The organism is Mycobacterium sp. ST-F2 (genome assembly GCF_001905655.1).
Classification (GTDB): domain Bacteria; phylum Actinomycetota; class Actinomycetes; order Mycobacteriales; family Mycobacteriaceae; genus Mycobacterium.
Genome location: NZ_JMHT01000036.1, coordinates 16,315 through 40,283 on the forward strand (window position 1 = coordinate 16,315; position 23,969 = coordinate 40,283).

The window sequence follows — 23,969 nt, forward strand, 5'->3', positions numbered from 1 at the left end:
CCACCGGTGCACGCCTACCCGTTGCTGCCATTGTTGCCGTTGCCGTTGTTGCCCTGGCCACCGGTTCCGCCGGTACCTCGCGGGCTGCCACCGTCACCACCGTCGCCGCCCTTGGCGGTACCGGTGGTCGTGGTCGCGTTTCCGCCGTCGCCGCCGCGACCGCCCGTGCCCAGCGGGCCGGTGTTCCCGCCCTGACCCCCGCCGCCGGCTTTCGCCGCGCCCGAGGTCGACGACGCCGCGCCGCCAGTACCGCCCGCGCCTCCCTTGCCGACTCGCGAGTTCGCGCCGGAACCGGCGTAGCCGCCGCTGCCGCTCACACCTGCTCCGCCGCCACCGGCGCCGCCCGCGCCACCGGTTCCCGAGAATCCGCCGTCACCACCAGGCCCACCGCTGCCGCCCACGCCCAGCCCTTGGCTGCTCGCGCCGTTGCCGCCGGCACCGCCGCGGCCGCCGGTCCCGAGGAACGTCCCGGACTTGCCGCCGCGCCCACCCGTGCCACCCACGGCTGTCCCGCCGTTGGTGGCGTTGCCACCCTTGCCGCCGTCGCCACCGTTGCCGGCGATCAAACCGCCGTTACCGCCGACCCCACCTCCGCGGCCCATTCCCCCGTCGCCCGACGTCGCGTTCCCGCCGGCACCGCCGTCGCCCCCGTTGCCGAACAGCCCGGCGTTGCCGCCGTTGCCTGCACCCTGCGTTGCGGTCCCGTCGCCACCCCTGCCGCCGTTGCCGAACAGCAGTCCGCCCCGCCCGCCGTTCTGCCCTACGCCGCCGTCGGCTCCGTTGCCGATCAGCAGTCCGCCGTTCTCGCCGGGCTCGTCGCCGTTGCTGATGAGCATGCTGACGAAGCCACCGAACGGATTACCCACCGGGGCGGGTTCGAGAACCCTCGACGCCGGTTGCCCCGTAGGCGTCGCTGCGACCGGGGCCAGTGCCGCGGGGCCGAATACGAGCGCGGTGTCCCCGGCGACCCGGGCCCGGGGTTCGATGCCAGGCCGGACGCCGAATCCAACAGGATCGGCGGCAACGGCGGCAGCTACCGCTGTAACCGAAATATGCTGTTCCACAACGGGTTCTGCTGATGGCCCCACCAGTTCTGTCCGCTCTCCGACGATCGGGGTCGGCGCCACCTCCGGAGCGTGAACCGTTGCCACACCGCCCCGGACCACCAAGGGCGCATCCATCGACGCGAATGACGTTGGCAACACGGCGATTCCAACGCCCAGAGCAACCGCGAGCGGACCAACCCGCCCGATTGTCTTCAAGTCCAACACGGTCTTCTCCGTTCCTCATCAAGGTCATTGCCCGACGAAGCCATCGGACGGTTCGACGATGGATCCCGACAGTTGCGCTCGGCTGAAGCAGTTGTGAAACACCGGCGGGTCCGCACGGCAGGACACGGCTCGGTGCGCAGCATCTGACCTGCACATTTCAGGAATTCATCAAAGTCACGGCAATCGGCGGGAGGCACGGTTGGAGACACCGCGACGGCCGTCGCGGATACCGCACCCAGAAATGGAGAGACCCATGAAGCGCTACCTGATCGAGCGGGAAATCCCCGGCGCCAGCGAGCTCACCGAGGCCGAACTGGCCGACATTGCCACGAAGTCCAACGACGTCGTGGCGACCCTCGGCGTGCCCTATCGCTGGATCACCAGCTATGTGGCGGGTGACAAGATCTACTGCATCCACGAGGCACCGAGCGAGGACGCGATCCGAGAGCACGCGCGCCGGGGCGGCTTCCCCGCCGACAAGGTGTCGGTACTGGCCAACGAATTCGGCCCCGGGTCCGCCGACAGCTGATGGCGCTTTCGGCCCACAGCCGGCGCACAGGTGCCACACTGGCGGCGTGACGACAAACGATGTCTACGAACGGCTTGGCGTGCTCGAACAGTTGGTCCGACATCTCTACGAGCAGACGGGTATCCCCATGCCGGATGTGCGGGCGATGGCGCAGACCCAGGTGTCGAACCGCGTGCTCGAACTGCTCGCTTCCGGCAACAAGATCGCCGCCGTCAAGGCTTACCGCGACGAGGCCGGAGTCGACCTGCCCACTGCGACCCGGGTTATCGAATCCCTTTAGCCCCGAGGAGCTTTCGCCATGCTCGCAGTCATCGCAACGATCCCGGAGAGTGGCGGCCCAACGGCGGCGGTGGCGAGCCCGGGCGGCGATCGCCTCTACGTCGGGAATAGCGATAGCCCGACGGTCTCTGTGATCGCCACGGCCTCCAACGCCGTGATCGACGCGATCGGACCCGGTGCCGGATTGCAGGCCGCGCAGCAGCTGGTCGTGCACCCGGACGGCACCCGCCTGTACTGCAACAACTTCGGCGGAATGTCGGTGATGGACGTCAACGCCAAATCCGTCGTTGCCGTGGTTCCGTCCGCGTGGGCCGGCCAGGTCGCAATCCACCCCGATGGCTCCACCATCTACCTCGCGTCGGGCGGTGACAGCAGTGGCAATCCCGACCCGAAAATCGTGCTGATCGACACCGCCACCGACGCCGTGACCGGGACCATCAAAGTCGACGGGGCGTATTACGTGGCCGTCAGCCCCGATGGCGCCCGGCTCTACGTTGCGGGCTACACCGGAGGCCTGATCTGGGCCGTCGACACCACCAGCCACAGCGTCGTCAAAACGTTTGCGTTCAATAGGCCGATCGGCGGATTCGTCGTCAGCCCCGACAACAGTCGCCTCTATGTGCTGGGTGAGGTCAAGTTCGGGGTGACCACCAGCAATGTGACCATGGTCGATGTCGGCACCGGCGCGGTCACCACCGCCATCACCTTCCCGCTGGGTCAGGAGCTCACCGACATCGCCGTCGCACCCGACGGCTCCGCGGTATACACCACTCAGTTGACGGGCGATGTGAGCCGGATCGACACCGCCACCATGGCCGTGACCGACACCGTCAATGTCGGTAATTACGCAGGGGCCGTTGCCGTTTCGCCCGATGGTTCGCGAATCTACGTCACCAACCGGTTCGGCAACACGGTGTCGGTGATCGCGCAATTGCACGTTCCCGCCGGGGGCGTCGACCTTCCCGATCTGGTCGGCAAGCTCATCGGCGGCGCGGCCGCGGGCGGGAACGGCTGGTTGGTCATCGGCGATCACTTCTATCCGATCCCGCCCCGTGAGCCCGCGCTGCAGGCCATTGCCCGCGCGCTCGCCCCTCACCTCGGCAAGCCGGTGCAGAACCACGAATTGGGCCAGCGCCTGCGCCGCATCCTGGCGTCCGATCCCGAGGCCCCGAAAATGGCGCCCGGCACATTTCACCCCGACGGGCATCGCCCGCAGCACTGACCGCGGCCAGAACATTTGCGATACCTCCGCATCGAGACAAATTTGTCGCTACCGTCAATTTGCTCGCGTTCCACAGTCTCGGTCAGGAGCTTCTCAATGCACACACTCACAGCCCGCTTGACCCTCCCCGCTACCGCGACCGCTTTCCTGGCTGCGAGCGTCATCGCCATCGCGCCGCCGCCACCCGCGCTGACCGCCCTCCCGGCAGTGACCGCGCACCCGGCAGCGATACCGACCGTGCAGGTGCCCGATATCCAGCTCGCGGCCACGGTCGCCGACATCTTCCAGTTCCCCGCTTTCAGGCAGTGGGTGGTCAATCAGGTCGACGATGCCCTGACCATCGGCGTCGGCCTCGCCAAAGCGGGCCAGGGCGTCGGGCAGACCGTCGCCGCCATCCCGGGACTCGTCGTCACCGTCACGCAGCAGGTACTCGCCCGCGACCTCGTCGGCGCACTCGGCACGGTCGAAGCGGGACTGATCGGTGCCGCGACCGTGATCGGCGGGCCGATTCTGGTCTCCGTCATCGAGCGCAACCAGCGCCAGATCGCGGTGGACCTGGCGCTGCAACAAGCCGTCCCCGCGGCGCTCATCGGTCTCGGCACCGGCCTGGTCGGCGGGTTCAACGACGTCGCGGTCTCCGCCATCGTCGCCGGCCAGAACGTCGTGGCGGCCCTGCTGCCGCTCAACATCGGCAATCTCGTCACCGCCGTGGTCGACGGCGCCAAGCTCGTTGCCCATGGCCTCACCACCGGCGCCGGCAAGGTCGTCAACGGGATCGTGTTCGCGCAGCAGACCATCGCCAATGCGCTCGCCACCACGCCGCCACCGCTCGCCGCCACGACGCCCGCCCCGACAGCTGGGGTGGCCGCCACCGCGATACCCAAGATCGTCGCGACGAAGGTCAAGCCTGCGACGAAACCCACGTCAGCCAAGCCCGCCGCGACCACTCCGGCCGCCGACGACCCGACTGACACCACCAAGGACACGAAGGCCTCGGACACCGGCGGCAAGACCGAGAAGAAGACGACGGAGAAGAAGCCAAAGCCGAAGGCCGGCAACAAGACCCGTGGCCACAAGGCTCCGTCGACGTCGCAGGCCGCGGCCTGATCAGGGCGCTTCACGCGCTGGTCAGAAGGTCACCGAACTTGAGGCTGAGCCAGGGCTTGCGGCCTCCGGCCACGATCTTCCCCCGCAGAATAGAACGCCATTGGCCGCACCGGCCGTAGCCCACCAACAGGTACGCCACGGGGTCGGCGGAGATCCAGCAGTCGGCCTGCCCGGTAGCCGGGCCGACGACGGCAGTTCCGTCGTCGATCGTCATCCGATAGCTGGGACCGCCGCGAAAGCGGAGCTCGTAGGCGACGTGCAGGCCGTCGGCCTTTTGCCGGTCGACGTAGTCGGGAACCATCGCCATGACGCCCGCGATGATCCGCAATGCGTCGGCCCGCGAGATCGGCCAGTCGGCCCCGACGGCGCGGGCAATGTCCAGACCGTGGATGAGCAGTTCACCCAGCATTGCGCTGGTCATGATGGGAACGGTCATCGGTAGACCGTTGAACGTCAGGATCGGTTCATCGGGAGGCCGCTGACCCCCGACCGAGATGAATCCGTCCGCGGCGACGACCAGCATATCCGCGAGACGTCCCAGATCCCGCTCGGTGAACTCCTGCAGCAGCCGAGCATTCGCGATCCCCCCGCGCTCGCCCGGGGTCGCATCGTCGGGGGCGAGCCCGAGGTAGTCACGGACGTCGACGTCGCCGGTAACGACGCCGGTGTAGTGCCGCAGGCTGGTGACAAGGTGAGCTGCGGTCTCGGCCACGGTCCAGGTGAGGTTCGGAACCGGGGTGGCGGGCTCGGCCACCGTGCGGACAAGCGCCGAGGTGCGACACGCGGCAGCCCGCAACGCGTCCTGTGTACCTGCCAGGTCGATACCGAACACGGTGATGATCGTCGCACCCGACGCGCGCTCGCGGGCAGAACTTCTTCGGGGCTATGAGCGGAAGTCGCCGTCTGGAGAAATGTTGGTGGGCGCGGACGGTATCGAACCGCCGACCGCTGGTGTGTAAAACCAGAGCTCTACCACTGAGCTACGCGCCCCGCCTCGGGCACGCTACACGCCGATGGCGGGTCAGGGAAAATCACTCCAGCGCGTTCAACGCCGAAACCCAGACCGACTGGTCGCGTGCCTCGCCAGGAGACGTGCACTCGGCGAACCGCACCACGCCGTCCCGATCGACCAGGAAGGTCCCACGGTCCGGATAGCCGGCATGGGCGTTGAAAACCCCGTAGAGCTGGGACACGGCGCCGTGTGGCCAGAAGTCGGACAAGATCGGGAACTCGAAGCCCGACTCTCGGGCCCACACCTTGTGGGTGGCCGGCGGGCCGACCGAGATGGTCAGCGTCTCCACCGAATCATTGCGATACCGGGCCAGGTTGTCCTGAATCTCGCCGAGCTCCCCCGCACACACCGGGGTGAACGCCAGCGGGAAGAACACCAGCAGCACCGACCGACCCCGCAACGCCGACAGCGTCACGGCACGACCGTGCTGGTCCTTGAGAGTGAAGTCCGGCGCGACGGACCCGACGGCGATCACAGTCGCGAGCCTGACCACAGGGCGAAATGCGGGCCGAAATTCAGACACCCAGTCAGGCTCGGCGCGCAGGAAACCTGCGGGAGCAGACCCAAGCGCACTAGTGCCGGCCCGCGGCCTTCGACTTGGGCTGCACCAGGCGGCTGGCGATCCAGTCCCCGAGGTTGGCCGACGAGGTGACCACCAGTCCGGCCGTGGGCGCCGACTCGGCGATCTCGGCCGGCTGGACGTGGCCATTCTTGCCGGTCTTCGGGGTGGCCACCCAGATCACGCCATCGTCGGCCAGCGGGGTGATGGCGTCCATCAAGCGGTCCACCAGGTCACCGTCATCGTCACGCCACCACAGCAGCACGACGTCCACGACTTCGTCGGAATCTTCGTCGAGGAGCTCTCCGCCGCAGGCATCTTCGATGTCAGCACGGATGTCGTCGTCGGTGTCCTCGTCCCAGCCCAGCTCCTGGACGATCTGATCTTTGTGAATGCCCAGTCTCTGGGCGTAGTTCGGCGCGTCCGCCGCGGCCACCGGTGTCCTCCTCTAACCTGCCTGTTTGCAGCCCGTGTGTGTGTGGAACCCCATAGTCGCACGCGGCGACGATTCATTCGATGCAAGACACATCTTTGATGTGCGGGCGTTATTCGCACGCGGTCTCGGTCGCCGACTTGGCCTCGTTGAACGAGTCGACCGCCGCATTGAAATCAGAGGTCGACGCATTGGTGCTGATCGCCGTGGCCAGCGACTGAGCCGCTGCCGCCCAGCCGCCGAGCGCCGTTTTGAGGGCTGCCGACTGCACGGTCGGCACTGCTTTGGTCACCGCGTCGGCGGCGTGGTGCAGCGCGTCGACGGCAGCCTGCAGCTTGGCGGCATCCGTACCGCCGGCGTTCTCGGCGTCGACGTAGGCGTTGACGGCTTGCATCGCCGGCTTGCCGGTGTCGACGAACACCTGGCAGGCAGCCTGCGTGGCCGCGACCGAGGCGCTCGACGAACTGGAGCTGGCCGAGGCTGCGGCGGAGAGCGACACCGAGGTGCGGAATGCCGCTGCCCCCGGCTGGTCGACTGTAGAGCTGCCTTCGACGGACTTGCTGCAGCCGACGATCACCATGGCGGACACCGCCACGCCCCCGGACACCAAAGCGGCTGCGCGAAGCCGCGACGCACTGGCCGCGCTGGTCATCATCAGCTGACCGTACAGGGTAGATGTGCCAATCACAGGCATCCGAACGCGTACTCGCCGGTAGCCCACCCCAACGCCTAATCTGCGCAACGATGGGGGGACGATGGGCAGTGCCAAAAGCATCCCCAAAATCGAATACCAAGGAGTGGCAGTTGACCACTGAGTTCGTGCGCCAAGACCTGGCTCAAAACTCCAGTACCTCAGCCGAACCCGACCGGGTCCGGGTGATCCGTGATGGCGTCGCGTCGTACCTACCCGACATCGACCCGGACGAGACGGCCGAATGGCTGGAATCATTCGACGACCTGCTGGGTCGGTCGGGGCCCGCGCGTGCCCGCTACCTGATGCTTCGGCTGCTGGAGCGCTCACGCGAGATGCGCGTGTCCATCCCCGCGCTGACGTCCACCGACTACGTCAACACCATCCCCACCGATCTGGAGCCCTGGTTCCCCGGTGACGAAGAGGTCGAGCGCCGCTTCCGCCGCTGGATCCGCTGGAACGCCGCGATCATGGTGCACCGCGCGCAGCGGCCGGGAGTCGGTGTCGGCGGCCACATTTCGACGTACGCGTCGTCGGCGTCGCTGTACGAGGTCGGCTTCAACCACTTCTTCCGCGGCAAGAACCACCCCGGCGGCGGCGACCAGATCTTCATTCAGGGCCACGCCTCCCCCGGCATCTACGCCCGCGCCTTCCTCGAGGGCCGGATCGACGAACACCGCTTGGACGGCTTCCGTCAGGAACGCTCGCATGCCGGGCTGGGCGGTGGCCTGCCGTCGTACCCGCACCCCCGCCTGATGCCTGATTTCTGGGAATTCCCCACGGTGTCAATGGGTTTGGGCCCGATGAACGCCATCTACCAGGCGCGCTTCAACCACTACCTGCACGACCGCGGCCTCAAGGACACCAGCGATCAGCATGTGTGGGCCTTCCTCGGCGACGGCGAGATGGACGAGCCCGAGAGCCGCGGCCTGATCCAGGTCGCCGCCAACGAGGCGCTCGACAACCTGACGTTCGTCGTCAACTGCAACCTGCAGCGTCTGGACGGCCCGGTCCGCGGTAACGGCAAGATCATCCAGGAGCTGGAGTCGTTCTTCCGCGGCGCCGGCTGGAACGTCATCAAGGTGGTCTGGGGCCGCGAATGGGACGCCCTGCTGCACGCCGACAAGGACGGCGCGCTGGTGAACCTGATGAACGTCACCCCCGACGGTGACTACCAGACCTACAAGGCCAACGACGGCGCGTACGTCCGCGACCACTTCTTCGGCCGCGACCCGCGCACCAAGGCCCTGGTCGACCCGATGACCGACCAGGAGATCTGGAACCTCAAGCGCGGCGGCCACGACTACCGCAAGCTGTACGCCGCCTACCGCTCGGCCCTGGACCACAAGGGCCAGCCGACGGTCATCCTGGCCAAGACCATCAAGGGCTACACGCTGGGCAGCCACTTCGAGGGCCGCAACGCGACGCACCAGATGAAGAAGCTGGCGCTCGACGACCTCAAGAAGTTCCGCGACGCGACGCGGGTGCCCATCACGGACGCCCAGCTCGAAGAGAACCCGTACCTGCCGCCGTACTACCACCCGGGCTCCGAGTCGCCGGAAATCCGGTACATGCTCGACCGGCGCCGGGCGCTGGGCGGCTTCCTGCCGGAGCGGCGCACCAAGTCCAAGCCGCTGACGCTGCCGGGCCGCGACGTCTACAAGTCGCTGAAGAAGGGCTCGGGCAACCAGGCCGTCGCGACCACCATGGCGACGGTGCGTACCTTCAAAGAACTGTTGCGGGACAAGAACATCGGGCCGCGCATCGTGCCGATCATCCCCGACGAGGCCCGCACGTTCGGCATGGACTCGTGGTTCCCGAGCCTCAAGATCTACAACCGCAACGGTCAGCTCTACACCGCCGTGGACGCCGATCTGATGTTGGCGTACAAGGAATCCGAAGTCGGCCAGATCCTGCACGAGGGCATCAACGAAGCCGGGTCGACGGCGTCGTTCACCGCGGTGTCGACGTCGTACTCGACGCACGACCTGCCAATGATCCCGATCTACATCTTCTATTCGATGTTCGGGTTCCAGCGCACCGGCGACGGATTCTGGGCGGCCGCCGACCAGATGGGCCGCGGCTTCGTCCTCGGCGCCACGGCCGGGCGCACCACGCTCACCGGCGAGGGCCTGCAGCACGCGGACGGACACTCGCTGCTGCTGGCCTCGACCAACCCCGCGGTGGTGGCGTACGACCCGGCGTTCGCCTACGAGATCGCGTACATCATCGAGAACGGCCTCGAGCGCATGTACGGCGAGAACTCGGAGAACGTCTACTTCTACATCACCATCTACAACGAGCCGTACCAGCAGCCGGCCGAGCCCGAGAACTTCGACCCCGAAGGCGTGCTGCGCGGTATGTACCGCTTCCGCGCCGCGACGGAGAAGCGCTCCAGCACGGCGCAGATCCTGGCGTCGGGCGTCTCGATGCCCGATGCGCTGCGGGCAGCCGACATGCTGGCCGCCGACTGGGACGTGGCCGCCGACGTGTGGTCGGTGACCAGCTGGGGCGAGCTGAACCGCGACGGTGTGGCCATCGACCGAGAGGCGCTGCGGCACCCGGACCAGCAGGCCGGCGTGCCGTACGTGACCGCCAAGCTCGCGAACACCGCGGGCCCCGTGGTCGCGGTGTCGGACTGGATGCGCGCGGTCCCCGAGCAGATCCGTCCGTGGGTGCCCAACACGTACGTCACGCTCGGCACCGACGGGTTCGGCTTCTCCGACACCCGCCCGGCGGCGCGTCGCTACTTCAACACCGATGCCGAGTCGGTCGTGGTGGCAGTGCTGGAGGCCCTGGCCCGCGACGGCGAGATCGACCCGTCGGTGGCCGTCACGGCCGCCAAGCAGTACCGGATCGACGACGTCTCCGCGGCCGAGGTCTCGTACGCGGACACCGGCAGCGCGTAGCAAAGCCTGCAGCGACACGCGATGCCGAGATGACGCTCTTCTGACGGAAAGCGCCATCTCGGCATCGCCAGTTGGCAGAAATCTCCAGAAATCAGGCGTAGCTTTTAGTAGTGCCCAACAACACGGCCGGTAATCGGTTCGTCCCGCCCAAGTCCACCCTCGAGGTGCTGGAGAACGTTCCGGAGACGGTGCTGCGCCGTCTGAAGCAGTACTCCGGCACGTTGGCGACCCAAGCCGTGCACGCCCTGGAAGAGCGGCTGCCATTCTTCGCCGACCTCGAAGCGTCCCAGCGGGCGAGCGTCCACCTCGTGGTACAGACGGCCGTGGTCAACTTCGTCGAGTGGATGCGGGACCCGAACAGCGACGTCAGCTACACCGCAGAGGCCTTCGAAGTGGTGCCCCAGGACCTGCGACGCCGGATCGCGTTGCGCCAGTCCGTGGAGATGGTGCGGACGACCATGGAGTTCTTCGAGGAAGTCGTGCCGCTCCTGGCCCGCACCGAAGAGCAGCTGACCGCCCTGACCGCCGGCATCCTGCGGTACAGCCGCGACCTGGCCTTCGCGGCCGCCAGCGCCTATGCCGACCAGGCCGAGGCCCGCGGCGCCTGGGATACCCGGATGGAAGCCAACGTCGTCGACGCCGTCGTACGCGGCGACGTCGGCACCAGCCTGCAGTCGCAGGCCGCGGCGCTGAACTGGGACGCGACGGCCCCCGCCACCGTCGTCGTGGGGTACCCGCAACCCGACCGCGCCGACCTGGCCAGCGGGGACGTGCACGACGTCGCCACCCGCCACGGCCGCGTTGCACTGTCCGACGTGCACGGCACCTGGCTGGTGGCCATCGTGTCGGGCCCCATCGCCCCCACCGACCGATTCCTGGGCGAGTTGATGGCGGTGTTCGCCGATGCCCCGGTGGTGATCGGACCGACCGCCGCGACGCTCGCGGCCGCCCACTACAGCGCCACCGAAGCCATTGCCGGGATGAACGCCGTGACGGGCTGGACGGGCGCGCCGCGACCGGTGCCGGCCCGCGAACTGCTGCCCGAACGTGCGCTCCTCGGCGATCGTTCGGCCATCGCCGCCCTGGAGATGGAGGTGGTCCGACCGCTCGCTGACGCAGGTCCGGCACTGTCCGAGACGCTCGACGCCTACCTCGATTCGGGCGGCGCCATAGAAGCATGCGCCCGCAAATTGTTCGTTCATCCAAACACCGTGCGGTACCGACTGCGCCGCATCGCGGACTTCACCGGCCGCGATCCGATGGTGCCCAGGGATGCGTATGTGCTCCGTGTGGCCTCGACAGTGGGCCGATTGAGCCGTCAGGCGCCCCAATCCAATCCTCAAATTGCCTGATCAGGACACCCGAACCTGGCCTACCCAGCAGTAACTAGCGACTCGGTAGGGTGATCCATGTCGCAGCGAGGTCTCGCCAACGTTGCATAACGTGCGTTTTTGTAGACATTCCACAAAAACTTAAGACGAGGTTCATAATCTCTTACACGGCATAAAACCCGCTTCACAGTGTTTTCTTAATCCGTGCCCCAAACACCTGTGCTTGCGCTGCTTGCCCCCGGGCAGGGATCTCAGACGCCCGGCATGCTCACCCCTTGGTTGGAGCTGCCCGGCGCCGCTGACCGTCTGGCCACCTGGTCGCAGATCAGCGGCCTCGATCTGGCCCAACTGGGGACCACGGCGACCGCCGAGGAGATCACCGACACCGCGGTGACCCAGCCCCTGGTCGTCGCGGCCACGCTGCTGGCACACGAAGAGCTGACCAAGCGCGGCCTGTTGGCCGGCGCCACCACGATCGTCGCCGGCCACTCCGTCGGTGAGATCGCCGCCTACGCCATCGCCGGCGTCATCTCCGCCGACGAGGCCATCAAGCTGGCCGCCACCCGCGGCGCCGAGATGGCCAAGGCTTGTGCGCTGGAACCCACCGGTATGGCCGCCGTGCTCGGTGGCGACGAGGCCGAGGTCCTGGCCCGTCTCGAAGCTCTGGAACTGGTCCCGGCCAACCGCAACGCAGCGGGCCAGATCGTCGCCGCCGGTGCCGTCTCGGCCCTTGAGAAGCTGGCCGAGGATCCCCCGGCCAAGGCCCGGGTCCGGGTGCTGGCCACCGCCGGCGCCTTCCACACGCACTTCATGGGCTCGGCGCAGGAGCCGTACGCGGCTGCCGCGGCGACCGTGACCCCGAGCGAGCCGACCACCACGCTGCTGTCCAACGCCGACGGCCAGCCGGTCGCCGACGCCGCGGACGCCATGGCCAAGCTGGTCGCCCAGATGACCCGCCCGGTGCGCTGGGACCTGTGCTCGGCCACCCTCCGCGAGCGGTTCGACGGTCAGGAAGTGACCGGCATCATCGAATTCCCGCCGGCCGGCACCCTCACCGGTATCGCCAAGCGCGAGGTCAAGGGTGTGCCGACCTTCGCCATCAAGACTCCTGCAGACCTGGACGGACTCGCCGAGTTCTGACAGGGCTGTTTGCCGCAACAACCAACCCCGGCACATCAACTCCGGTGTGCCGACACAACAAAAAGAAGGAGCCATCGTGGCTGCCAACCAGGAAGAAATCATCGCCGGCCTCGCCGAGATCATCGAAGAGGTCACCGGCATCGAGCCCTCTGAGGTCACCCCCGAGAAGTCCTTCGTCGACGACCTGGACATCGACTCGCTGTCGATGGTCGAGATCGCGGTTCAGACCGAGGACAAGTACGGCGTGAAGATCCCGGACGAGGACCTGGCCGGCCTGCGCACCGTTGGTGACGTCGTCGCCTACATCCAGAAGCTCGAGGAAGAGAACCCCGAGGCTGCTGCCGCGCTGCGTGATAAGTTCAGCAAGTGACCAGGCCTTCCACTGCTAACGGCGGCTTCCCGAACGTAGTGGTGACCGCCGTGGAGGCAACCACGGCGCTCGCTGCTGACATCGAGAGCACGTGGAAGGGCCTCCTGGCAGGAGAGAGCGGCATCCGCACTCTCGAGGACGACTGGGTCGAGAAGTGGGACCTTCCGGTGCGTATCGGTGGCCACCTGGTCGATGACCTGGAAAGCCAGCTGACCCGCGTCGAGCTGCGTCGCAACTCCTACGTGCAGCGCATGTCGCTCGTGCTGGCGCGACGGTTGTGGAAGAACGCGGGTGCGCCCGAGGTCGATCCCGATCGTTTCGCCGTCGTGATCGGCACCGGTCTGGGTGGCGGCGAGAAGATCGTCGAAACCTACGACGCCATGAACGAGGGCGGCATCCGCAAGGTCAGCCCGCTCGCCGTTCAGATGATCATGCCCAACGGTGCGGCTGCTGTCGCCGGTCTCGAGCTCGGCGCCCGCGCCGGTGTCATCACCCCGGTGTCGGCGTGTTCGTCGGGTTCTGAGGCCATCGCCCACGGCTGGCGTCAGGTCGTCATGGGCGACGCGGACTTCGCCGTCGTCGGCGGCGTCGAAGGTGCCATCGAGGCGCTGCCCATCGCGGCGTTCTCGATGATGCGCGCCATGTCGACCCGTAACGACGATCCCGCGGCTGCGTCGCGGCCGTTCGACAAGGATCGCGACGGCTTCGTGTTCGGCGAGGCCGGCGCGATGATGATCATCGAGACCGAAGAGCACGCCCTGGCCCGTGGCGCCAAGCCGCTGGCCCGGCTGATGGGTGCCGGTATCACCTCGGACGCGTTCCACATGGTGGCCCCGGCAGACGGCGGCGTACGCGCCGGTGCCGCAATGAAGCGTGCACTGGAGACCGCCGGCCTGGACGCCAAGGACATTGACCACATCAATGCCCACGGCACGGCCACCCCGATCGGTGACACCGCCGAGGCCAATGCCATCCGCGTTGCCGGATGTCAGAACGCCGCGGTCTACGCACCGAAGTCGGCTCTCGGCCACTCCATCGGTGCGGTCGGTGCGCTCGAGTCGGTGCTGACGGTGCTCGCGTTGCGCGACGGCGTCATCCCGCCGACGCTGAATTACGAAACGCCGGATCCCGACATCGATCTCGATGTGGTTGCGGGCGAGCCTCGTTATGGCGACTACAAGTACGCCATCAACAACTCGTTCGGTTTCGGTGGACACAATGTCGCCCTGGCCTTTGGGCGTTATTAAGTCGAAGGGACATTGGAGCAGTAATGGCAGGGGTAACCGCTAACAGGTTGTCAACGGGGAATGGTCTCCCCAATGTGGTCGTCACTGGCGTCGCCATGTCGACCGCCCTGGCAACCGATGCTGAAACCACGTGGCAGAAGCTCCTTGACGGGCAGAGCGGGATTCGCCTTCTCGAAGACGATTTCATCGAGAAGTACGACCTCCCCGTCCGTATCGGCGGGCACCTGCACGAGGATTTCGATAGTGAACTGACGCGGGTCGAACTGCGTCGGCTGTCATACCTGCAGAAAATGTCGACGGTCATCGGCCGGCGAGTCTGGGAAAACGCAGGCTCGCCGGACGTTGACCCCCGGCGACTGATGGTGTCGATCGGCACCGGCCTCGGCTCTGCTGAGGAACTGGTCTTCGCCTACGACGGCATGCGCGAACGCGGCCTGCGAGCGGTGTCGCCGCTGGTCGTGCAGATGTACATGCCCAACGGGGCGGCGGCCGCTGTCGGGCTGGAACGCAAGGCCAAGGCCGGGGTGAGCACCCTGATCTCGGCCTGCGCGTCCGGTTCGGAAGCCATCGCCAACGCCTGGCGCCAGCTGGTGCTGGGCGAGGCCGACATCGCCATCTGTGGCGGTGTCGAAACCAAGATCGAGGCAGTGCCGATCGCCGGGTTCGCCCAGATGCGCATCGTGCTGTCCAACACCAATGACAACCCGGCCGGTGCCTGCCGCCCGTTCGACCGCGACCGCAACGGCTTCGTGTTCGGCGAGGGCGGCGCCATGCTGGTGCTCGAAACCGAGGAGCATGCCAAGGCCCGCGGCGCCAACATCCTGGCCCGCCTGATGGGTGCCAGCGTGACCTCGGACGGCTACCACATCGTCGCTCCGGACCCCAACGGTGAACAGGCCGGCTACGCCATGTCCCGGGCCATCGAACTGGCGGGCCTTGTGCCCTCTGACATCGACCACGTCAACGCACACGCCACCGGCACCAGCGTCGGTGACGTCGCCGAGGGCGTGGCCATCAACAACGCCATGAAGGGCCACCGGCCCGCGGTGTACGCCCCGAAGTCGGCCCTGGGCCACTCGGTGGGGGCAGTCGGCGCGGTGGAGTCCATCCTCACCGTGTTCGCGCTGCGCGACGGCGTAGTTCCGCCCACACTGAACCTGGAGAACCTGGATCCGGAGATCGATCTGGACGTGGTCTCCAAGGCTCCGCGGCAGGGCGACTACAAGTACGCAATCAACAATTCGTTCGGGTTCGGCGGGCACAACGTCGCGCTCGCCTTCGGCCGGTATTAACCACGCGAGCCCGCGAGATCAAGGAGATAGAAAATGACGACCCTGGCACCTGAGGCGACGGCCGCCGAATCACTTGATCCTCGCGACCCTCTGTTGCGGCTCGCGACCTTCTTCGACCCGGGCAGCGTCAGGCCGCTGCACGAGCGTGACAAGTCGGGTGTCCTCGCGGCCTCCGGCACCGTCAACGGCGTACACACCATCGCGTTCGCCACTGACGGCACCGTCATGGGTGGCGCCATGGGCGTCGACGGCTGCGCGCACATCGTCCGCGCCTACGACACCGCCATCGACGAGCAGGCCCCCATCGTGGGCATCTGGCACTCCGGTGGTGCTCGCCTCGCCGAGGGTGTGCGCGCGCTGCACGCCGTCGGGCAGGTCTTCGAGGCGATGATCCGGGCCTCGGGCTACATCCCCCAGATTTCGCTGGTCGTCGGCTTCGCCGCTGGTGGTGCCGCCTACGGCCCGGCACTGACCGACGTCATCGTCATGGCCCCCGAGGGCCGCGTGTTCGTCACCGGCCCGGACGTCGTCCGCAGCGTCACCGGTGAGGACGTCGACATGATCTCGCTCGGCGGGCCCGACACCCACCACAAGAAGTCGGGTGTGTGCCACATCGTCGCCGACGACGAACTCGACTGCTACGCGCGCGGCCAGCGCCTGGTCGGGCTGTTCAGCCAGCAGGGTCACTTCGACCGCACCAAGGCCGAGGCCGGCGATACCGACATCCGCGCCCTCATGCCCGAGTCGGCGCGTCGTGCCTACGACGTGCACCCGATCGTCGAGGCTCTGCTCGACGAGGGCGTGCCGTTCGAAGAGTTCCAGTCCAAGTGGGCACCGTCCATCGTGGTCGGCCTGGGCCGCCTCGCCGGCCGTTCCGTCGGCGTCATCGCCAACAACCCGCTGCGTCTGGGCGGCTGCCTGAATTCCGAAAGCGCCGAGAAGGCCGCACGTTTCGTGCGCCTGTGCGACGCCTTCGGCATCCCGCTGATCGTGCTGGTCGACGTGCCCGGCTACCTGCCCGGTGTCGACCAGGAGTGGGGCGGCGTGGTGCGTCGTGGCGCCAAGCTGCTGCACGCTTTCGGTGAGGCCGAGGTCCCCCGCGTCACCCTGGTGACCCGCAAGATCTACGGCGGCGCCTACATCGCGATGAACTCGCGGTCGCTCGGTGCGTCGAAGGTGTTCGCCTGGCCGGACGCCGAGGTCGCCGTCATGGGCGCCAAGGCTGCCGTCGGCATCCTGCACAAGCGCAAGCTGGCCGCCGTCGAGGACGCTGCCGAGCGCGAGGCCCTGCACGAAGAACTGGCCCTCGAGCACGAGCGGATCGCCGGTGGCGTCGACTCGGCCATCGAGATCGGCGTGGTCGACGAGAAGATCGACCCGGCCCACACCCGGTCGAAGATCACCCAGGCCCTCGCCGAGGCCCCGGCCCGCCGCGGTCGCCACAAGAACATCGCGCTGTAATCACGCGAAGAATCGCAAAACTGCCCCTCTCCTGTGGACGAGGGGCAGTTTTGTCTTATCGCGATGAGTTTCGTCAACCTCGGAGGTCAACACGTCCATGACGCAACTGGTGAAAGTGCAGAACTTCTGTGTGTCGGCCGACGGCTTCGGTGCGGGGACGGGCCAGAGTTTCGAACGCCCCTTCGGCCACGCCGACCCGGGGGTCCTGATCGGTTCGTGGGCCGGTGCCACCGCCAGCTGGCCTACCCGCACCGATGCCGGCGGTAGCCGCGGTCTCGACGACTACCTGGTGCGCGATTTCTCCAACAACATCGGCGCAGAGATCATGGGTGCCAACAAGTTCAGTCCCTACCGCGGACCGGCCCGGCTCGACTGGCAGGGCTGGTGGGGTGACGAGCCGCCGTTCCACACTCCGGTTTTCGTCATGACGCACCACCCGCGGCCGTCATTCAGCTTGTCGGACACCACCTTCCACTTCGTCTCCGGGTCTCCGACTGAAGTCCTGGACCTGACCCGGGAAGCCGCGCAGGGCAAGGACATTCGCATCGGCGGCGGGGCGCAGACGGTGCGGGAGTTCCTCGATGCCGACCTGATCGACACCCTGCACGTGGCGGTATCCCCCAGCGTGACGCTCGGCGAGGGCTCACGACTCTGGGAGTCGCCCGACGAGCTGCTCGACCGCTACCACTGCGACGTCGTCCCCAGCCCCAGCGGCGTCATCCACCACTTGTTCTGGCGCCGTTGAGCCTTCGCTCCTATCGCGTGGTGTAGCCACCGTTGGCGAAGATGGTCTGGCCGGTGATCCAGTGGCCCTCGTCAGCGAGGAACACGACCAGCGGGGCGATGTCCTCGATGAGGGTCAACCGGCCGCCCATCGCCTGCGACTTGTGGAACGCCACCCGCTCCGGGGTCTCCTGGCCGTAGAAGAACGGCGTGTCCATGGGTCCCGGGCCGACGTTGTTGACGTTGATGCCGCGCGCCGCAAACTCTTTCGCCGCGGCGCGGGTGAAGTGCTCGACGGGGCTCTTGGCGCCGGCGTAGGTGCTGTAGCCGTCGGTGAAGGCGGCCAGCAGCGACGTCACGATGGTGATGACCGAACCACCGTCGCCCAGCCGACGGCCGGCCTGTTGCAGGAAGAAGTACGCCGCCTTCGAGTTGATGTCGAACATCGAATCGTATTCGGCCTCAGTGGTTTCCACGATCGGCTTGCGCAGCACTTTACCGACGGTGTTGATGGCGATATCGACACCGCCAAATGCTTCGACCGCGGCGTCGAACAGCTTCTCGACGTTGCCCGGGACGGTGAGGTCACCCTGGACCTTGATGGCCTTGGCACCGGAGGACTCGATGGTGGCGACGGTCTGGTCGGCGTCTGCCTCAGTGGCCGCGCTGTTGTAGTGCACCGCGACGTTGACGCCGCGCGCGCCGAGCGTGGTGCTGATCAGACCGCCGAGGTTCTTGGCTCCGGCGGCGACGACTGCTGACTTGCCTTCGAGATTGCTCATGTGGCCCACGCTAGCCACGCCGGCCCACAATTAGAAACGAATCTTTTCTACCTATCCACAAGCAATTCTTGTGGATAGGATGCGTCGGGTGACCAGGCCGTATCCCGACCTACGGCGGCTGCAGCACTTCCTGGCAGTCGCCGACACCGGCGGCTTCACGCGGGCCGCGGACCAGCTGCACCTCAGTCAACAGGCGCTCAGCAGCTCCATCCGTCAGCTCGAAAAAGAGCTCGGGGTAACGCTTTTCGCGCGTGACGGCCGACGGGTCAGCCTGACGCCCGCCGGCCGCCAGCTGCACAGCGACGCCCGCACCCTCCTCGCGGCCGCCCACACCGTCACCGACCACGTGCAGCGGGTCGCCAGTGCCGCGCGGGAGAACTACGTCGTCGGGCATACCCCCGCACTCGAGAGCATCGAGGCCTATGCGCTGCTGGAGCCCGCGATCGAGGCCTTCGACGACGTGTCGTTCACCTTCCGCCAGATGTTTCCCGATCAGCTCTCCCCCGCGTTGCTCGACGGATCGATCCAGCTGGCGCTGCGCCGTGGGGTGGTGCCGGACCGCGACCTCGCCACCGCGGTGTTGGGCTATCACCCGGTCCGGGTGGCTGTGCTGAGCACGCACCCGCTGGCGGGGCGCGACGCCGTCGACCTCACCGACCTGGCTCACGAGCGCATCGCGCTGTGGGCACCATCTGGCGCCTCGTACTACAGCGATCTCCTGCTCGGCGCCTGCCGGCGAGCCGGCTTCGAACCGGACTACATCATCAGCCGGGTACAGGGCGCGGCGACGGTGGCCGCACCGCTGACGACGGGCGCCGTCGCGTTCGTGACGCATCCGGTCGGGCCGGCGGTGGACGGCCGGGTGACCGTCGTCGACCTGCAGCCGGAGTTGCTGGTGCCGGTGCAGGCCATGTGGCAGCGCCACACGCGCTCCCCCATCCGCGACCTGCTACTCGCCCAGCAGCCCTAAGCCGTGACGAACTCCGCGGCCACGGCCGCGACACGCTCGCGGTCGGCGTCGACCAACCCGATCCGGGTACGGCGGTCCAGGATGTCGTCGGCCGTGAGTGCGCCCTCGTGCGTGACGGCGTACTCGAATTCGGCTCGGGTGACATCGATTCCGTCGGCTACCGGTTCGGTGGGGCGCTCGCACGTGGCGGCGGCGAATACGTTCGAGGCTTCGGCGCCGTAGCGCGCCAGTAATGACTCCGGCAGCCCCACAACACGATTCATCGATACCGGGTTGTCCGGGGCACCGACCAGCGGCAGGTTCCGCGTCCGGCACTCCCCCGCACCGAGCCCGCGCAACGCCACCGCCCGGTCGAGCACGTCCTCGGCCATGTACCGGTATTCGGTGAGCTTGCCGCCGATGACGCTGAGCACACCGTTGTCCGACTCGACGACGGCGTGATCGCGGGAGACGTCGGCGGTGTTGCCCTCACCGGTGTCGATCAACGGGCGCAGCCCGGCATACGCGCCGAGCACGTCTTCCGGACCCAGGCTCGTCGCCAGCGCGGTGTTGACGGTGTCGAGCAGGAACGTGATCTCGGCCGGAGTCGGTTCCGGCACATCGGGAATGGGGCCGGGCGCGTCCTCGTCGGTGAGTCCGAGGTAGACGCGGCCGAGCTGTTCGGGCATGGCGAAGATGAACCGGTTGAGCTCGCCGGGAATCGGAACCGTCAGGGCCGCAGTCGGATTGCCGAACGCCGCGGCATCGAACACCAGATGGGTGCCGCGACTGGGCCGCAGTTTGATCGCGCTGTCGAGTTCTCCGGCCCACACGCCGGCGGCATTGATCACCGCGCGGGCGCCCAGATCGAACGAGTCGCCGGTGAGCTGGTCGGTCAGCCGCACCGAGGTCCCGGTGGCATCCGACGCCGCCACCCGGGTCAGGATGCGGGCACCGTGCTGCGCGGCGGTGCGTGCCACCGCGGTGACCAGGCGGGCGTCGTCGATCAACTGGCCGTCGTAGGCGAGCAGGGCACCGTCGAGTCCGTCGCGCCGGACGGCGGGCACCAGTTCAGCAGCGCGCGCCGCGTTGACCCGGCCCGACCGCGGCAGGACCGACGCCGAGGTGCCGGCCAGGCGCCGCAGTCCGTCGCCGGCGATGAAGCCCGTGCGCACCAAAGCCCTTGAGGCCCTGTTCATCCCGGGCAGCAACGGCACCAACTGCGGCATTGCGTGTACGAGGTGCGGGGCGTTGCGGCTCATCAGGATGCCGCGCTCGATGGCGCTGCGCCGGGCGATGCCGATGTTGCCGGTCGCCAGGTAGCGCAGGCCGCCGTGCACCAGCTTGGAACTCCACCGGCTGGTGCCGAAGGCCAGGTCGTGCTTTTCCACCAGCACCGTCGAGAGCCCACGGCTCGCGGCATCCAGAGCTATGCCCACGCCGGTGATGCCACCGCCGATGACGACGACGTCGACCACGTCACCGTCGGCCAGTGCCGTCAGCTCGGAGGTACGGCGGGTGGCGTTGAGGGCACTGGTGGTCATGGCTTCAGGTATCCGTTCAGGGAGTGAGCAAGTTCGATGTCCAGCGCGGCGACGTCGAGGACGGGCGCGACCATCTGCGCGGACTGGATGGCCGATTGAACGATCAGCAGGCACATGGCCGCGAGCTGCTTGGTGTCACCGGGGCGGACGCTACCGTCGGCCTGCGCGGTGGCCAGGGCGCCGGCCAGCACTTCGAGAAGAATCTGCTGGCTGGTGCCCATGCGCTCAGCGATGTAGACCATGGCCAGGGCCGGCGCGCTGCTCAGCACCGACATGATGACCTCGTCACCGCGCAGCTGCCCCGCCATGCCGACCATCCGTTGGACGATCGCCTCGCGGTCGGTGCCGCTGACCGTGACTTCGTTCAGCGCGTTGGTGATTCGTGCCGTCAGCAGTGCCGCGAGAATCGCCTGGGTGTCCGGCCAGCGCCGGTACACCGTCGGCCGGCTGACGCCGGCACGACGTGCGATCTCGGCCAACGTCACGCGATCCACGCCGAAGGCGATCACGCAGTCAGCCGCAGCGTCGATGATTCGGGCATCCAGGGAATCCCGAGCTTCATCGTTACTGATTGACATCATGTGTAATACTGTAACGCATGACCGCGACACGTGACCACCTCGAACCGCCGATGAAGTGGAACGCCTGGGGCGACCCCGCTGCAGCCAAGCCCCTGTCCGATGGCATCCGCGGCCTGCTGACCGCAGCCCTGGGCATCGACGCGGCTCCGGCGGACGAGCTCGAGGCCGACCAGGTCACGTTGCGCCCGTCCGCCCTGGCAGATGCTGACCGCGTCGCACTCGCAGCGATCGTCGGAGACGAGTTCTGCCGCACCGACGACCACGACCGCCTGCTGCGGGCCGGCGGCAAGTCGACGCTGGACCTGTTGCGCCGCAAGGACACCGGCGAGCAGGATGCGCCGGACGCGATCCTGTTGCCGGGCAACGAAGAACAGATCGCGGCCATCCTGAGCTACTGCACCGACCACCGCATCGCGGTCGTCCCATTCGGCGGCGGCACCAGCGTCGTCGGCGGACTCGACCCGATCCGGGGCGGTTTCAGCGCTGTCGTGTCGCTCGATCTGCGCCGCCTGGACCGCCTGGTGTCCATCGACAAGGAATCCGGCGAGGCCGAGCTGGAAGCCGGCGTCACCGGCCCGCGGGCCGAGGAACTGCTTGGCGCGGAAGGATTTTCGCTGGGCCACTTCCCCCAGAGCTTCGAGTTCGCCACCATCGGCGGGTTCGCCGCGACGCGCTCGTCAGGCCAGAACTCGGCGGGCTACAGCCGGTTCGACGACATGGTGCGCGGCCTGACCGTCGTCACCCCGGCCGGCGTGCTGGACCTCGGCCGGGCCCCGGCCTCGGCGGCCGGCCCCGACCTGCGTCAGCTGATCGTCGGCTCCGAGGGCACGTTCGGCGTCATCACCCGCGTCCGGGTCCGCGTGCACCCGGTGCCCGAGACCACCCGCTACGAGGCCTGGTCCTTCCCCGACTTCGCCACCGGCGCAGCGGCTTTGCGCGCCGTCGTCCAGAACGGCACCGGCCCGACGGTCATCCGACTGTCCGACGAGGTCGAGACCGGCATCAACCTCGCGACCACCGAGAGCATCGGCGAGCAGACCATCACCGGCGGCTGCCTGGCCATCACCTTGTTCGAAGGCACTGCGGCACACACCGAAAGCCGCCACGAGGAAACCCGCGCGCTGCTGGCCGCCCAGGGCGGCACGTCGCTCGGCGAGGCCCCGGCCCGCGCCTGGCAGCACGGGCGGTTCGGTGCGCCGTACCTGCGTGACTCACTGCTGTCGGCGGGCGCCCTGTGCGAGACCCTGGAAACCGCGACGACGTGGTCCAACGTGCCGGCGCTGAAGGCCGCGGTCACCGAGGCACTGACGACGTCACTGCAGGAAAGTGGCACACCGGCTTTGGTCATGTGCCACATCTCGCACGTCTACCCCACCGGCGCCTCGCTGTACTTCACGGTGGTCGCCGGCCAGCGCGGCAACCCCATCGAGCAGTGGCGCGCGGCGAAAACCGCTGCGTCCGAGGCCATGGTGCGCTGCGGTGCCACCATAACCCACCACCACGCGGTCGGTGCCGATCACAAGCCGTGGATGACCGCCGAGGTCGGCGACCTGGGTGTCGAGGTTCTGCGCGCGGTGAAGAATGTGCTCGACCCCGGTGGAATCCTCAACCCGGGCAAGCTGATCCCATGACAGGCACGCTCCAGCGAGTCACCCTGCTGACCAACCCCGCCTCCGGCCAAGGCCGGGGATCCGCGGCGGCCCAGCGCGCTGTCGTGCGACTGCAACGTCGTGGCGTCGACGTGGTCGAGCTGATCGGATCCGACGCTGCCCATGCTCGGCAGCTGCTCGACGAAGCACTCGACCACGGCACCGACGCGGTGGTGGTGGCCGGTGGTGACGGCATCATTTCCCTTGCGCTGCAAGCACTTGCACAGGGCGATGTGCCGCTGGGCATCATTCCCGCGGGCACTGGCAACGACCACGCCCGCGAATTCGGGATTCCGCGTGATGACCCGGAAGCCGCCGCGGACATCATCGCGACAGGCCGTACCCGCACCATCGACCTGGGCCGGATCGAGGGAGCCGACGGCACCGTCCGCTGGTTCGGCACGGTGATGTCGGCGGGATTCGACTCGCTGGTCACCGATCGCGCCAACCGGATGACGTGGCCGCGAGGCCGGATGCGCTACAACACCGCGATGCTGGTGGAATTGTCACAGCTGCGGATGCATACGGCCCGGGTCAGTTTCGACGGCGGTCCCGAGCAGGAAATCCCCGTGACGCTGGCAACTTTCGGCAACGGCAAGAGCTATGGCGGCGGCATGCTGATCTGCCCGGGCGCCGATCTGAGTGACGGTCTGCTCGACGTCACGATGGCGGCCTCGGCTTCACGGACCAAGTTGATCCGGCTGTTCCCGACAGTGTTCAAGGGCACCCATGTCCACCTTGACGAGGTGACCACGAGACGCGCCCGCACCGTCACCATCGACGTCCCCGGGATCAACGCCTACGCCGACGGCGAATTCGTGTGCCCGCTGCCGGTGACGGTGTCCGCGGTACCGGCAGCGCTACAGGTTCTGGTTCCGTAGTCTGAAG

23 protein-coding genes and 1 tRNA gene are annotated in these 23,969 nt (G+C 67.6%); 15 read left to right on the forward strand and 9 right to left on the reverse strand.

The annotated features are described in order from the left end of the window. Positions 1–14: 14 nt before the first annotated feature. Complete coding sequence (locus EB75_RS29975; protein WP_168176044.1) at positions 15–1,127, reverse strand: PGRS repeat-containing protein; 1,113 nt, start codon at positions 1,125–1,127, stop codon at positions 15–17. A 397-nt stretch (positions 1,128–1,524) separates the two neighbouring features. Here EB75_RS29975 and EB75_RS14580 point away from each other — a divergent pair, with 397 nt between their 5' ends. From EB75_RS14580 to EB75_RS14595, 4 genes are all read left to right on the forward strand, one after another. Further along, positions 1,525–1,800: a DUF4242 domain-containing protein gene (locus tag EB75_RS14580; protein WP_073696094.1), complete on the forward strand. Its 276-nt coding sequence runs from the start codon at positions 1,525–1,527 to the stop codon at positions 1,798–1,800. 46 nt (positions 1,801–1,846) lie between these two features. Then, the gene (locus EB75_RS14585) at positions 1,847–2,080 is read left to right on the forward strand and encodes a hypothetical protein (protein WP_073696095.1); all 234 of its coding nucleotides are present in this window, start codon (positions 1,847–1,849) and stop codon (positions 2,078–2,080) included. A gap of 18 nt (positions 2,081–2,098) precedes the next feature. Further along, entirely contained in the window at positions 2,099–3,301 is a 1,203-nt protein-coding gene (locus tag EB75_RS14590) for a beta-propeller fold lactonase family protein (protein ID WP_073696096.1), read from the forward strand. A 96-nt stretch (positions 3,302–3,397) separates the two neighbouring features. Beyond that, a complete protein-coding gene (locus EB75_RS14595) occupies positions 3,398–4,408 on the forward strand; it encodes a hypothetical protein (RefSeq protein WP_073696097.1) in 1,011 nt (336 codons plus the stop codon). Positions 4,409–4,418: 10 nt separating this feature from the next. On the opposite strand, the gene EB75_RS14600 is transcribed toward EB75_RS14595, so the two are convergent. The 5 genes from EB75_RS14600 to EB75_RS29305 form a co-directional block, all read right to left on the reverse strand. After that, positions 4,419–5,240: a maleylpyruvate isomerase N-terminal domain-containing protein gene (locus EB75_RS14600; protein ID WP_286150198.1), complete on the reverse strand. Its 822-nt coding sequence runs from the start codon at positions 5,238–5,240 to the stop codon at positions 4,419–4,421. A gap of 83 nt (positions 5,241–5,323) precedes the next feature. After that, positions 5,324–5,398, reverse strand: a tRNA-Val gene (locus EB75_RS14605). 41 nt (positions 5,399–5,439) lie between these two features. Next, positions 5,440–5,895 carry a peroxiredoxin gene (locus EB75_RS14610; RefSeq protein WP_073696098.1) on the reverse strand — a complete coding sequence of 152 codons (456 nt, stop codon included), beginning with the start codon at positions 5,893–5,895 and terminating at the stop codon, positions 5,440–5,442. A 97-nt stretch (positions 5,896–5,992) separates the two neighbouring features. Next, on the reverse strand, positions 5,993–6,415 hold the full coding sequence (locus EB75_RS14615) for a DUF3052 domain-containing protein (protein WP_064979978.1): 423 nt from the start codon (positions 6,413–6,415) through the stop codon (positions 5,993–5,995). Between the two features lie 109 nt (positions 6,416–6,524). Further along, positions 6,525–7,067 carry an Rv2240c family protein gene (locus EB75_RS29305; protein WP_073696099.1) on the reverse strand — a complete coding sequence of 181 codons (543 nt, stop codon included), beginning with the start codon at positions 7,065–7,067 and terminating at the stop codon, positions 6,525–6,527. Between the two features lie 149 nt (positions 7,068–7,216). Here EB75_RS29305 and aceE point away from each other — a divergent pair, with 149 nt between their 5' ends. From aceE to EB75_RS14660, 8 genes are all read left to right on the forward strand, one after another. Further along, complete coding sequence (gene aceE / locus EB75_RS14625; protein WP_073696100.1) at positions 7,217–10,012, forward strand: pyruvate dehydrogenase (acetyl-transferring), homodimeric type; 2,796 nt, start codon at positions 7,217–7,219, stop codon at positions 10,010–10,012. 110 nt (positions 10,013–10,122) lie between these two features. Further along, the gene (locus tag EB75_RS14630; RefSeq protein ID WP_073696101.1) at positions 10,123–11,364 is read left to right on the forward strand and encodes a PucR family transcriptional regulator; all 1,242 of its coding nucleotides are present in this window, start codon (positions 10,123–10,125) and stop codon (positions 11,362–11,364) included. Positions 11,365–11,562: 198 nt separating this feature from the next. Next, positions 11,563–12,483, forward strand: a complete 921-nt coding sequence (locus EB75_RS14635) for an ACP S-malonyltransferase (RefSeq protein ID WP_174557674.1) — start codon at positions 11,563–11,565, stop codon at positions 12,481–12,483. Between the two features lie 76 nt (positions 12,484–12,559). Beyond that, positions 12,560–12,853 carry a meromycolate extension acyl carrier protein AcpM gene (gene acpM / locus EB75_RS14640; RefSeq protein ID WP_073696103.1) on the forward strand — a complete coding sequence of 98 codons (294 nt, stop codon included), beginning with the start codon at positions 12,560–12,562 and terminating at the stop codon, positions 12,851–12,853. Next, on the forward strand, positions 12,850–14,100 hold the full coding sequence (gene kasA / locus EB75_RS14645) for a 3-oxoacyl-ACP synthase KasA (RefSeq protein WP_073696104.1): 1,251 nt from the start codon (positions 12,850–12,852) through the stop codon (positions 14,098–14,100). The genes acpM and kasA overlap by 4 nt, the downstream gene beginning before the upstream one ends. 23 nt (positions 14,101–14,123) lie before the next feature. Continuing rightward, the gene (gene kasB / locus EB75_RS14650) at positions 14,124–15,392 is read left to right on the forward strand and encodes a 3-oxoacyl-ACP synthase KasB (protein ID WP_073696105.1); all 1,269 of its coding nucleotides are present in this window, start codon (positions 14,124–14,126) and stop codon (positions 15,390–15,392) included. A gap of 33 nt (positions 15,393–15,425) precedes the next feature. Continuing rightward, entirely contained in the window at positions 15,426–16,853 is a 1,428-nt protein-coding gene (locus EB75_RS14655) for an acyl-CoA carboxylase subunit beta (protein WP_073696106.1), read from the forward strand. Positions 16,854–16,950: 97 nt separating this feature from the next. Next, positions 16,951–17,598, forward strand: coding sequence for a dihydrofolate reductase family protein (locus tag EB75_RS14660; protein ID WP_073696107.1), 648 nt, complete (start codon positions 16,951–16,953; stop codon positions 17,596–17,598). Between the two features lie 10 nt (positions 17,599–17,608). Here EB75_RS14660 and EB75_RS14665 read toward each other — a convergent pair whose 3' ends face one another. Further along, positions 17,609–18,358: an SDR family oxidoreductase gene (locus EB75_RS14665; protein ID WP_073696129.1), complete on the reverse strand. Its 750-nt coding sequence runs from the start codon at positions 18,356–18,358 to the stop codon at positions 17,609–17,611. Between the two features lie 88 nt (positions 18,359–18,446). Here EB75_RS14665 and EB75_RS14670 point away from each other — a divergent pair, with 88 nt between their 5' ends. Beyond that, positions 18,447–19,328, forward strand: a complete 882-nt coding sequence (locus EB75_RS14670) for a LysR family transcriptional regulator (protein ID WP_083612280.1) — start codon at positions 18,447–18,449, stop codon at positions 19,326–19,328. On the opposite strand, the gene EB75_RS14675 is transcribed toward EB75_RS14670, so the two are convergent. Together EB75_RS14675 and EB75_RS14680 are read right to left on the reverse strand one after the other, a co-directional pair. Next, positions 19,325–20,851, reverse strand: a complete 1,527-nt coding sequence (locus EB75_RS14675) for a glycerol-3-phosphate dehydrogenase/oxidase (RefSeq protein WP_073696109.1) — start codon at positions 20,849–20,851, stop codon at positions 19,325–19,327. The genes EB75_RS14670 and EB75_RS14675 overlap by 4 nt on opposite strands. Then, positions 20,848–21,432: a TetR/AcrR family transcriptional regulator gene (locus EB75_RS14680; RefSeq protein ID WP_073696110.1), complete on the reverse strand. Its 585-nt coding sequence runs from the start codon at positions 21,430–21,432 to the stop codon at positions 20,848–20,850. The genes EB75_RS14675 and EB75_RS14680 overlap by 4 nt, the downstream gene beginning before the upstream one ends. A gap of 50 nt (positions 21,433–21,482) precedes the next feature. On the opposite strand from EB75_RS14680, the gene EB75_RS14685 reads away from it, so the two are divergent. Next, on the forward strand, positions 21,483–23,063 hold the full coding sequence (locus tag EB75_RS14685) for an FAD-binding oxidoreductase (RefSeq protein WP_142239607.1): 1,581 nt from the start codon (positions 21,483–21,485) through the stop codon (positions 23,061–23,063). After that, on the forward strand, positions 23,060–23,962 hold the full coding sequence (locus EB75_RS14690) for a diacylglycerol kinase (RefSeq protein WP_073696112.1): 903 nt from the start codon (positions 23,060–23,062) through the stop codon (positions 23,960–23,962). The genes EB75_RS14685 and EB75_RS14690 overlap by 4 nt, the downstream gene beginning before the upstream one ends. The last annotated feature ends 7 nt before the right edge of the window (positions 23,963–23,969 follow it).